Source organism: Pseudomonas quercus (assembly GCF_012033695.1).
Lineage (GTDB): Bacteria > Pseudomonadota > Gammaproteobacteria > Pseudomonadales > Pseudomonadaceae > Aquipseudomonas > Aquipseudomonas quercus.
Genome location: NZ_JAAVJI010000026.1, coordinates 1 through 11,050, shown reverse-complemented (window position 1 = coordinate 11,050; position 11,050 = coordinate 1). Strand labels below are relative to the sequence as shown.

The window sequence follows — 11,050 nt, the reverse complement described above, 5'->3', positions numbered from 1 at the left end:
ACCTATGCCTACAGATGATAGGCCGAGAGAGACAGCCCGAATGCCAGTGGGTGGCTAAAAGCGTCTGGAGAGTTCCGGTGTCAAGCGCGGGGGCACAGCGATGTTTAGCCCAGGTAACTCAGATCTGAAGCGGGCACGGACCAATTTGCAGCCGTAGGCTGCCAAGTTCTCGGGTTGGTATCAAACCCGCCAGCATAGATGCGTTAAACGCCCCTTTGGCAACTGGTTACGGAAGCAATCGCAGTCCCTCGACCGTCAGCCGGGAGCTTCGCCGTAATGTTGGTGCTACAGCGTCGTACTCGGCCAACCAAGCCCATCAAAAGATGCGCCGGCGCCGTACGGTCTGCCGGCCGGCCCGTAAGCTCGATCCGGATACTGAATCGTTCGAGCTGGTTGTCTACCTGTTGCGACAGCGCTTTTCTCCTCAGCAAATTGCCGGCAAACTTCGACGTATGGAATTCCCAAAATTTGAAGACGTTTACGTCTGCCGTGAAACCATCTACAACGCCATCTACGCGCTGCCAGTAGGCGAGCTTCGCAAGGAGCTGATCATCTGCCTGCGGCAGGGCAGGAACACCCGCCGCCCCCGCTCTGGTGGAGTAGATCGCCGTGGGCAGATCCCGGACCTGGTCAGCATCCATGTGCGCCCGCCGGAGGCCGAAGACCGCTTGACGCCCGGCCACTGGGAGGGTGACCTGATCAAAGGCAAAGCCAACGCTTCGGCAGTTGGGACATTGGTGGAGCGCAGCACGGGCTACCTGATGTTGGTGAGGATGCATGACGCCACTGCCACCTCTGCGGTGGAAGGCTTCAGTGCGGCGTTGAATCGCATGCCGCTGGCGGTGCGTAAAACGCTTACGTACGACCAGGGCCGCGAGATGGCACGCCATGCCGAGATCACCCAACGCACCGGCGTAGCTGTTTACTTCTGCGACCCGCACAGCCCCTGGCAGCGCGGTAGCAACGAAAACATCAATGGCTTGATCCGCCAGTATCTGCCCAAGGGTGCGGACTTGTCGGGTGTAAGCCAGGAGCAGTTGGACGCAATCGCGTACGAACTCAATATTCGGCCGCGCCAACGCTTTGATTACCAGTGCCCTATCGAAATGATGACGCAGATGATGGCCAATCATCATGAGAGCCCATCCTTAACTCAATAGCGGGGTGTTGCACTCAGCCTCTGAAACCGCCCATTCTGCTCGCGATAGTCAATGAGCTTTTCCTCGCTCTCTAGCTCGCAAAGCCCGTTCAGGAAGACGAGGCGCCGGCGTCGGCCTAAGGCCTCTGTTTGTAGCGCGATCCTTCACCAGCGCTTTCACCCGTTCCGTCCCCATTTGTCTATCAAAGGAGTTCACATGATCCCAGCGTACTCAATTGTGCATAAGTAGGGATGAATTCTCTATACATGTATGTGATGGAACCAACTGAACGTGTTGCCCACTCAGACCAAAATTCCTTCTTGACCTATGGCCATATGATTCCTTCGATAAGCAATTCAAACCTAAATGTCAGTTCGGCCCCGCATGCCGCATCAGCGTCCCAAAATCGACAGGGTTCTGATGCAGTCCCAACCCTAATCCGTAGCGGGAATCATTCAATTGGTATCTCACCTTCATGGGTGAACGCTTGCAAAACAAACCTTACAGCTGAGCAAGGTTTAATGCTTGATAAAGCTGCAAGGGCTTTGATCGGTCAAGAGCCCGTGGTTCGTGGTACGCACCACCAAAATGGTGGGGCTTTTGAGTTTTCTTCAGCCATGCCCAACGCGCATCATGCGACGTATGAACACGATGGCCAAAATATTACGAAAATTATCGTTCATGATAGAGAAGGTGTAAATCGTGCCGAAATAAATGCGCAAAGTTCAAGTGCACAATTTTACGGTAGCCATATCTCATCAATGGGCGGTGCACATGTTCCAAGTGCGGCGATAATTCAAGATGCTAAGTTGCCATTAAAGGTTAACTTGGCGGGACAAAATTTTCATGTGGGGCCTCTGAGGAAAAGAATTGCTAATGATCAATATTCCAATCTGATTAAGGCATTAATGGCTGACTCTAAGAATCTAGTCAGTGATAGTAATCATCACGGTTACAGAGCAGTTTCATATACAGCAAATATAGACAATAGGAGCCAACTAATAACTTTAGAGTTTGATCGGGAGCGCAATCTCGAGGTGCTGCAGGGGCTATCATCGGGAGTCATCAGGCTTCCTTTACTGCCTCATTGAATCCTTTAAATAAATTCACTGATAAATTTCGGGATGTTCCAGCGCGACGCAGTCAAGCTAAAATGTTAGCTACTGGTCCAGTATGGGGGCAGGATGAAAAAATTAGTAATTTTAAGGATATGTCGCTCAAAAATATAACTATGATAAAGGCCGAGTTGTTTCCATCGGAGCCGCATGAAACCGAATTCATGTCGAAACTTCTAGCTCAGCCGTTTTTTGCGACACACGCAACCACACAGGACGTCCCAATAGATAGGCCTGACGGAAGTGTTTCGTTATTTTCTAGGGCGAAACTTGAGGAGCTTGGCGTTGAATTTAAAGAAATGCATTCTACCGATATAGATATTTCCGAAGTTGGAGGAGATGATCAGGTTTACTTTTCATTAGAATGTGGAGATCAGCCGCAAAAAGGGCAGAGTCGATTTGGTGACAGATTGATGCGATTTGACCTAAACCATCCAGCATTCGCCAAAACAGGCGTATTGACATTGGTTGATCCCCTGCTAGCTTCACCTCCCTCTGCCGAAGAAAGGTTTGAGTCTATTATTAGCCATTATCGAAAAGATCCTGATGATAACCCTTCTCACCGAGAAAAAGAAATAACAGATAAACTTGATAATCGATTTTTTAGTGCTGATGAGTCAGCTTTTCATGGAACGCATATGCTAGAAGGCGTAGGCTTGAGCATTCTGAGCACGCTGCGTGAACACGTTCCGCAAGAGGTCGCAAAGAATATGCTTCACAGGGAGGATGTCAATAGTTTAGTAAATGGTTTGTTTAGACCTCAGATTATGGTGCCTCGTAATTTCTTTGCGCAACCATATGATCAAGCTCTTATTCATTATGACCCAACTGAACTTCCTTAATAAAATACTGCGGAGATTTTTAGTGCTTCCGCCCTCTGGCATTGGAAGCACTAATTTTTGCTTAAATCTATTTAGGAGTATCTGATATTGCAGTTATTCCGGATTTCTGCGCCTCCTTTTTTATGATGATATTTCAACTTCGATATAAGACGGCCCGCGTCTAGTCTAGTTTGTCTCCCGCACCTTTAGCTTCGCATCTTCGTCTGCCATTGGCATACATGCTATCCCCCCCATTTTTCGATCAGAGGAATTCACATGACCTCGGCGTATTCGCTTGCCCCGTTTTCAGCATCCGTCAAAGGCCACCACCTGGTGGTGACCCGCGTACTGGGGCATGGCCACCAGCACTTCTGCAGCCTCGATCTTCGTCAGCACCTGTCGTTCTACCTTCTAAATGGCCAGGTGACCTGCCAAGGCATCGCTGGCCAGCCTTTCGTGCTTCATACGAGCAACGCCGTAGAGACCAATGATCTTCTGAATCAGCTATCGACTGCGCAGCTGCGCAACAGCCGGCAGACCCGCTGGCTGAAAGCCGGTTGCCTGGGTGTAGCTGCGCTGACACTCGCCGTGTGTTGCGCTCTAGAAGGCTCGCTAGTGCCTTACCTGACATCAAGCGCCTCAAGCGCGCTACCTCCGGTTGCGCAAGCCCCCATCATGCCCCCACACGTCGCTATGGAGCCTTCCCAGGTTTCCCCTGCCTTTGCAGAGCAGCAACTACAGCCAGCACAGCAGGCCCCGGCCCCTCAGGCTGCGGACGGTTGGGAGTTACCGCAGAACATCCGTGAAACGCTTCCAGGCAAGCTGCACAAAGCCGCTGAACGCAACCTGTTTACCGTCAACTACTCCACCGGCCATGCCCGCACGTTGTACGTGTTTGCAGATCCGCATTGCCCCAACTGCACACGGCTCGATCCTGCGCTGAATGCTCTTTCTGACGCCTTCAATGTGGTGGTTTTCCCCGTCTCAGTGATCGGAAAGGAACAGTCAGTGGCTGATATCACCCCTGTGCTGTGCTTGCCGCCAGAGCAGCGTAAGCCTGCTTGGAATGCGCTGTTCGATCCGGGCCGCGATGGGCTGGACCTGGGCAAAGAGCCCCAAGCAGGACAACCAGGAGCGGCGTCGAAGGATGTGGCTGCAGCGAACGGTGGCCAGCCTGCCAACTGCGCGGATGCACAGAACGCCTTAGGCGTTAACGAGGTGGCCTACCAGACGTATCGCATTCCAGGTACGCCGTGGGTGATCGCAGACGATGGCCGTTACGTGCCCCAAGCACTGCTAAAGGACGCGAGCCGGCTGCAATCCTTCCTGGACAAGAAAAAGCCCGTGGATGGGCAGGGAGCACCTGATGCGGCCAAATGACTTTGCTGTTGATCGCGCACGGCTCAATCGCCGCGCTCATCACTCGGCGTTAGCGGATTGGTTTAGTGGACCTGGCACCCTTGCCCTGGGCCTGGCCGGGTCGGTGATAGGAGGCTTTGTCTACCCGGTGAGCTTGTGGGTCACCTTGCCCGTACTGTCGATATGGGCGCCCTCAATGCTGTTTGCGCCCTGGCAGATGCCCATGCGCATGCCAACGGACATGGAGCTTCCAGACCCTTCGACCAAACGCCAGGTGCCCGGCAAGCTGCTCGGCTTTCTGCCGATCATTGTCATGCGCACAGTCATGAGCAAGGCGGCTGGCATCCTGTACATGGGGTATTCGCGTGGCCGCGATGCAGGCCGTGAGCTGTGGCTCTCCATGGACGATATGACGCGTCATATCCTGATGTTTGGTACGACTGGTGCCGGTAAGACGGAAGCCTTGCTGGGCTACGTGCTGGGCCAGCTGAGCTACGGAAAGGGGCTGATCTATTCGGACGGCAAGGCCCAAAACGACGTAGCAGCCGCGATCATATCGCTGGCCAGGCGCTACGGCCGCGAGGATGACGTTCGCGTCATGAGCTTCATCACGGGAGGCCGCTCCAGGGCACAGGAACTGCTTGAGGGCAGCAAGAACAGAGGGCAGACCAACACGATCAATGCGTTTGGCATCGCTCAGGAAACGTACATCATCAACCTGATGGACTCCATGTTGCCGCCTGCCGGCAATGATGGGGGCTGGCAGGAAAAGGCACGGGCCATGATCCAGGCCCTGGTGTTTTCCCTGGTGTACAAGTGCCGGCGCGAAGGCACCGTAATGTCCCAGCGCACGATCCAGGAGCACTTGCCGTTGCGCAGCATCGCCAAACTCTACATGGACTCGATAGAGCAGCAATGGGATGAGGAAGCGCGTCTACCGCTTAAGAACTACCTTGGCACGCTGTCAGGCTTTGACCTAGCCAAGGTCGATTCGCCGTCTGAGTGGGCACCCGAAGCGCTTAATCAACACGGTTACCTGATCCAGCAATTCACCCGCATGTTGGCCCTGTTCAACGACACTTATGGGCATGTGTTTGCCCTCGACGCCGGCGATATCGACCTCAAGGACTGCATACATAACGACCGCATTCTGGCGGTCCTGATTCCAGCCTTGGAGGTTTCATCGTCTGAGGCTTCGACGCTGGGCCGCTTGTACGTGTCGCAGGCCGCCATGACGTTGAGCCAGGACCTGGGCGAAAAGCTGGAGGGCAGGCCGGAAGAAACTTTGGTCATTCGCAAGTACAAAGACCGCTACCCGTTCATGTGGATTTGCGACGAGGTAGGGGCTTACTACACCGAGAAGCTGGGTGAGTTGGCCACGCAGGTACGGTCCTTGGGTATTTGCTTGCTGCTGGCTAGCCAGGAGGCTCAGCGCCTTAAGTCAGCTGCAGGTGACAAGGTATGGACGCTGATTGCGAACATGGGTACCCGGATCACCGGGAAGATCATGGACCCCAAGGACACACTTGAAATTCTGCAGCTGATGGCCGGCACTGAGTACCTGCCAGAAATGAACAGCATGGTCCGCGAGGCAGGCATGTTGGGGGGCAGCTGGACAGACGCCAATACCCTGAGCCTGAAAGAGCAGAAGAAGGTCAGCGTCGAAGAGGTGCAACAGCTGCAGGAGGGCGAACACATTACCCTGTTCAAGGGCGAGGTGATTCGCGGTAGCTCCTTGTACATTGCCGACGCGGACAAGCTGTCCAAGGAGGCGATCCAGATCAACCGCTTTGTGGAGGTAGCGCCGCCATCGCTTGAGACGTTGCTGGCCAGCGCACCTGCGAAGATCCGCCGCAGCTACCCGCGTGCAGATCGCGTTCAGCAGATCCTCCACCACCTGGCCATGAAGCCTGGCCGATCCGACCTTGAGAACCTGGTGCTGATAGATCCGGCACTGGCAGCCCTGAACGGGCTGAGCGATGAGTGGGCGCTTATCTGGCGTCGGCGTCCTGGTGCAGCGGTGAGAAGCACCTTGTTATGGCACACCGCACTTCGCCACATGCCTAAGCGTGGTAGGGGCTACCAGGTGCAGTCGTCCACGGCGCAGGCACTGGCGGTCAGCAGCCAGCGCTTGAATGACTATAAAGCCCAGCATGCTGACTTTGCTATTGAGCCCAAGACGCAGATCAGGACTAAAGCACCAGTCACCCAGGCACCACCTGTGATGCTGAATGCCACCGAGCCACAGCGGCCTCGGTTCGATGATGTGTTTTTACAAGGAAGTGATTTGAACCCGCCTTCGTATTTCGACGACGAGTTTCAGTAGCCGCCTGTTTAAAAATCGATGCCCAAGAGGACGTATCCATGACCCACGACGAGGCAATGGACGAAGACACTGTGGTAACTCGGCAGGCAGCTGAACGTGAGTGTCGTTCGCACGGCTGCAGCGTGGAAGAAATGCACTGCGAGCTGGGCGATCAATCTGAATATAAAGCGAAAGACGTATTGCTTTGGCTCGGCTACTAAGCCCCTATATCCCCTATTCTGGAGTTTCCCATGGAAACAACCCCGTCCGGCCGTAAGGTATCTGCAGACACCCTCAAGGTGCTGGCCGACCAGGCCTGCCGTACCCAAGGCAATCAACACAAGATCATTGAAACCACGCTACGGACCGCGATCATTGAGGGCAAACTGCAGCCCGATGATCGCCTGACACAACAGGCCGTGGCAGCGGCCTTTGGGCTTAGCCGAATGCCTGTACGTGAGGCCCTGAGAGGGCTAGAGATGCAGGGTTACATTGCAGCAGGAAGGTACAGATCCTACGTGGTCACTGCGGGTCGGGAGGCCGATTGGGCAGGGGATTTGCCAGGCCTGCTAAGGGCAGTAGGCGAGCAATATGCCCGCTTGCAAACCCTTGAGGATCAGAAGGGGTTCGGGGAAAAGATCATTCGCTTAATGAGCGTATGAGCGTATGAGCGTATGAGTGAAAACTCATATCTCTCAAGCTGTTAGCCGCTGTGCTGACCAGCACGACAGAAACCACACAAGCGATTAGGCGTCGGTAGAGCGTTCATAGGTACATTGGATGCGTCAACTCCAATACTTCCTTGAGCGGATACCTACGGTAGTAAAAGCCGGACTATTGTGGTTTGTAGCCACATAAGAGGAAGCGGCGGCCAAAATTATCTTGGCTGGCTCAGGCAAGGATGAGGGAAATTAACCTACTTGCCATATATAACCTATTAGGTTAATATTTGCTTATGGAAAAGCGAACCCCTCATTGCAAGCTGTCCACCGTTAAGGCCTTGATAGACGCCGGTAAGGTCCGGACGACACATGCTGCCCGAGTAGGCGCTACTGAGTTGGGGCTGGAGCCTTCCGACATGCTGGCCGTGGTAATGGCGCTCACTCCAGCGGATTTCTACAAGAGTATGACTACACATGCAGATCATACGATCTGGCAAGACGTGTACCGTCCAAGCACGCGGGTGGGTGATGTATATCTCAAACTGACGGTCATCAATTCCGTGCTGATCGTGTCCTTCAAGGAGCTATGAACATGAAATGTCCTGTTTGCGGCGCGTCGGAATTGATACGAGATACCCGCGACTTGCCCTACACCTACAAGGGTGAAACTACGGTTATTGCTGCGGTCACAGGCGACTTCTGCTCGGCTTGCGCGGAATCCATCTTGGACATGGCGGAATCGGAGCGCGTCATGCACGAAATGCGTGCGTTCTCAAAGCAAGTAAATGCGGCCATTGTTGATCCTGGCTTTATCGCCACTGTGCGTAAGAAGCTTGCACTCGACCAGCGCGAAGCGGCCGAAATTTTCGGCGGCGGCGTCAATGCATTCTCGCGTTATGAAAATGGCAAGACTAAGCCACCCTTGGCGTTGGTGAAGCTGCTCAAGGTACTTGATCGTCATCCTGAGCTACTAAGCGAGGTCAGGACCGCCTAGGTACGACTGTGCGGCCGTTCAAAATGTTGGGCATCTTCGTAACCTGTACCCGAGCCCAGCAGCCGTTTTCTCACTGGCAGGTAAAAGTAGGTGACTGACTAACGGTCCTCCGCTTCACCGATACGGGCGTGGAGCTGGTTAATTACCTCAATTAGCAATGAAGGGGAGCGAAAGATGGCAATGCACAACCCTCCTCATCCTGGCGAAGCGCTGCGCGAAGATGTATTGCCGGAACTCAAGCTATCTACTACGGACCTGGCCAAGCACATTGGGTATTCCAGAAGGCGTCTATCCACGTTTCTTAATGGCCGTTCTGCCATTAAGGCAGACCTGGCGTGGCGTCTGGAATTGGCAGGTGTAGGCAAGGCCCATATGTGGCTCGCTCGTCAGTCGGCCTATGATCTGTGGGGTGCGCAGCACAAAAGCGTTCCACCAATCACTAGCCTAGGCGGGTAGCAATCTGAGGCGCTTCCTGGCGTATGCCTTTGTCGCAAGGTTCTTGGGGTGCAGAAAATGTAGCCTATACGTTGAAGCAACGTGCATGGCGCATAGCCTAAAAGTTATGTAAGTTACGTAACTTATTTTTTGCAGCTGAGATGTGCCATGATTTTGTTGCTAGGTGGAGAGAAGGGAGGCAGTGGCAAAAGCTGTCTGGCCCAAAATCTCGCCGTGTGGTTGCAGGCCCATGGTGGAGACGTTCTCCTCCTGGACGCCGACCCCCAAGGTACAACGGCCGACTGGGCGGCGGAGCGATCTGAGCAAGGTGACTTGCCGTCCATACCGGTGGTACAGGCTCACGGCAATATACGCCAGACACTTGCAGACCTCCGTAGGCGGTACCGACAGATCGTCATTGATGCCGGGGGAGCAGACTCCGAGGCGCTACGGTCTGCCATGACCGTGGCAACCCACATGCTCATCCCTTTCCGTCCCAAGCGACGCGATCTAAAGACCTTGCCCAAGGTTGATAACCTGGCGCGGTTGGCCACAGCTGTGAATCCTGCACTGACGATTCGCGCTGTAATTACGCAGTGCCCAGCGCTACCCAGCCAAGTACAGCGGATTTTGGATGCTAAGGACGCCTGCAGGTCGTACGGCATTGTGCCATTGGATGCGATCACGACTGCACGGAATGTGTATGACGATGCGGACGAGGATGGGTGTTCCGTATTGGAAAGCACCAATGACCCGCGTGCCAAAGAAGAAATAGAAACATTGGCTAACGAGCTTTGGGGAAGCAGATCATGGGCTTGAAAGATTTGGTACGTAAGCCTGACCAGGTCGAGGTATCGGCCCGGGCTACCGAAGAAGCCGCTGAGGCGTTTATTGCAGGCGCCCCTCTGAGTGCCAAGCCCAAGATCAAGCTTAAGCGAAAGAAGGCGCCTACCTTCGTCAGGACAACGTTCTCTCTGTCCAAAGACATCAATATCAAAATCGATAAAATGACGTTAATGCCAAGCGAATTTAAAGTCACGCGTTCGGACGTTGTACGTGCGGCAATTATTGCCATGCGAAAGCTGGGCAAGGCTGAAATCATTGCCTTGCTTGAAGCTACTTCCAAGGCTGAACCCCTCGTCAGCCGGGATCCGGACGAAGAATACGATTAACTTACGTAAGTTATGTAAGTTACGTAACTTACGTAAGTTTTAACCTTGATTTGTAGGTTTGATGGGACCTTGAAAGGGGTGGTCCACTAAAAATCCAAATCCGAGGCTGGCGTATTTCAGATTGCGAATAAAATTCTTCGGTGATAGTGTTCCCGCACTTCGCGCTCCGCTTGCTGTGCGCGGAGCGTCGCATGGTGCCTGCAGAAGGCGATGTGACCCAAAAGGTAGAGAGTTTTGATGAGATAACCAAATTGCAGAAACCAAAAAGCCCCGGTTGGCGCCGGGGCTTTTTGGAAAATCCTGAACAGGCCGTTTTGATAGGCGGGTTACCTGTCCAGCACACATAACGTGAGCCAATTATGGCGATCACAGTGGCTTTGTGCAAGCTGCAAAATGTGATAGTCAATGGCTCACCGCTAAACGGCGGACCCATGGAAAAGAATTCCACTGCGGCTGTGCCATCCCCTGGCCACAGCCTGTACAACAAGAAACACCCGAACCTGACAGCATTCACCCCAGTACGTGGCCACCGTGCCGCAGGCGGTGAAGCATGAGCCGCCTGAAGGTCGTCAAGCTCGCCCCCTCTGATCCCCACTCCGCTTTGCGCAGATCGGCCCGGCAACTCCCTGCCCGCCGTGACACCCCCCGTCACCTCTCCGAACAGCAACTTAAAAACCCCCTGATCCGTAGCGCCTATGAGCGCCTGAGCAACATGGACGCCTACCGTGGTCGCTACCTGCGCCGCCTGGATGGCGTTCACGGCGACCGCCGTACCCGCCGTGAGAAATTCTTGGCCATCGAGCGCGTAGCCGAACAGCTCCTGGTGCGCCTGGACCTGGCCACCAGCGTGCTGGGCTACATCGACCCCGCCAATGGCCGCTATGTTCTCAATACCCAATGCGGCATTGCCGAGGATGCAGGTATCTCACCCCCGGCACTCTGCCGTTTGCTGAAGACCCTGGACGATGCAGGTTACGTGTACCGCCGCGTCGAGCGCATTCGCCTGGACGAAAAGGACGACAACGGTTTGCACCTGGTGCGTACCCGC

The 11,050-nt window shown here is 54.3% G+C and carries 12 protein-coding genes and 2 pseudogenes; all 14 read left to right on the top strand.

Features of this window, described 5'->3' with window-relative positions:
* Positions 1-236 precede the first annotated feature (236 nt).
* Positions 237-1,160, top strand: a pseudogene (locus HBH25_RS22495) (IS30 family transposase); the annotation flags it as partial.
* A 500-nt stretch (positions 1,161-1,660) separates the two neighbouring features.
* Positions 1,661-2,230: a hypothetical protein gene (locus HBH25_RS22490; protein WP_168086170.1), complete on the top strand. Its 570-nt coding sequence runs from the start codon at positions 1,661-1,663 to the stop codon at positions 2,228-2,230.
* A 62-nt stretch (positions 2,231-2,292) separates the two neighbouring features.
* Positions 2,293-3,096 (top strand): hypothetical protein, encoded by an 804-nt coding sequence (locus HBH25_RS22485; protein WP_168086169.1) that lies wholly within the window; start codon positions 2,293-2,295, stop codon positions 3,094-3,096.
* Positions 3,097-3,351: 255 nt separating this feature from the next.
* The gene (locus HBH25_RS22480; RefSeq protein ID WP_168086168.1) at positions 3,352-4,455 is read left to right on the top strand and encodes a DsbC family protein; all 1,104 of its coding nucleotides are present in this window, start codon (positions 3,352-3,354) and stop codon (positions 4,453-4,455) included.
* Positions 4,442-6,760: an F-type conjugative transfer protein TrbC gene (gene trbC, locus HBH25_RS22475; protein WP_168086167.1), complete on the top strand. Its 2,319-nt coding sequence runs from the start codon at positions 4,442-4,444 to the stop codon at positions 6,758-6,760. The genes HBH25_RS22480 and trbC overlap by 14 nt, the downstream gene beginning before the upstream one ends.
* A gap of 38 nt (positions 6,761-6,798) precedes the next feature.
* A complete protein-coding gene (locus HBH25_RS22470; protein WP_168086166.1) occupies positions 6,799-6,960 on the top strand; it encodes a hypothetical protein in 162 nt (53 codons plus the stop codon).
* Between the two features lie 30 nt (positions 6,961-6,990).
* Positions 6,991-7,401 (top strand): GntR family transcriptional regulator, encoded by a 411-nt coding sequence (locus tag HBH25_RS22465; RefSeq protein WP_168086165.1) that lies wholly within the window; start codon positions 6,991-6,993, stop codon positions 7,399-7,401.
* 293 nt (positions 7,402-7,694) lie between these two features.
* Positions 7,695-7,991, top strand: coding sequence for a type II toxin-antitoxin system MqsR family toxin (locus HBH25_RS22460; RefSeq protein WP_168086164.1), 297 nt, complete (start codon positions 7,695-7,697; stop codon positions 7,989-7,991).
* A 2-nt stretch (positions 7,992-7,993) separates the two neighbouring features.
* A complete protein-coding gene (locus HBH25_RS22455) occupies positions 7,994-8,395 on the top strand; it encodes a type II toxin-antitoxin system MqsA family antitoxin (protein WP_168086163.1) in 402 nt (133 codons plus the stop codon).
* Positions 8,396-8,569: 174 nt separating this feature from the next.
* Positions 8,570-8,851, top strand: coding sequence for a HigA family addiction module antitoxin (locus HBH25_RS22450; RefSeq protein WP_168086162.1), 282 nt, complete (start codon positions 8,570-8,572; stop codon positions 8,849-8,851).
* 147 nt (positions 8,852-8,998) lie between these two features.
* The gene (locus tag HBH25_RS22445; RefSeq protein WP_168086161.1) at positions 8,999-9,649 is read left to right on the top strand and encodes an AAA family ATPase; all 651 of its coding nucleotides are present in this window, start codon (positions 8,999-9,001) and stop codon (positions 9,647-9,649) included.
* Positions 9,640-10,002 (top strand): hypothetical protein, encoded by a 363-nt coding sequence (locus tag HBH25_RS22440; RefSeq protein ID WP_168086160.1) that lies wholly within the window; start codon positions 9,640-9,642, stop codon positions 10,000-10,002. The genes HBH25_RS22445 and HBH25_RS22440 overlap by 10 nt, the downstream gene beginning before the upstream one ends.
* Positions 10,003-10,433: 431 nt before the next feature.
* Positions 10,434-10,556: a hypothetical protein gene (locus tag HBH25_RS23540; RefSeq protein ID WP_267874457.1), complete on the top strand. Its 123-nt coding sequence runs from the start codon at positions 10,434-10,436 to the stop codon at positions 10,554-10,556.
* Positions 10,553-11,050: pseudogene (locus HBH25_RS22435) on the top strand (hypothetical protein); the annotation flags it as partial. The gene HBH25_RS23540 and the pseudogene HBH25_RS22435, both read left to right, overlap by 4 nt.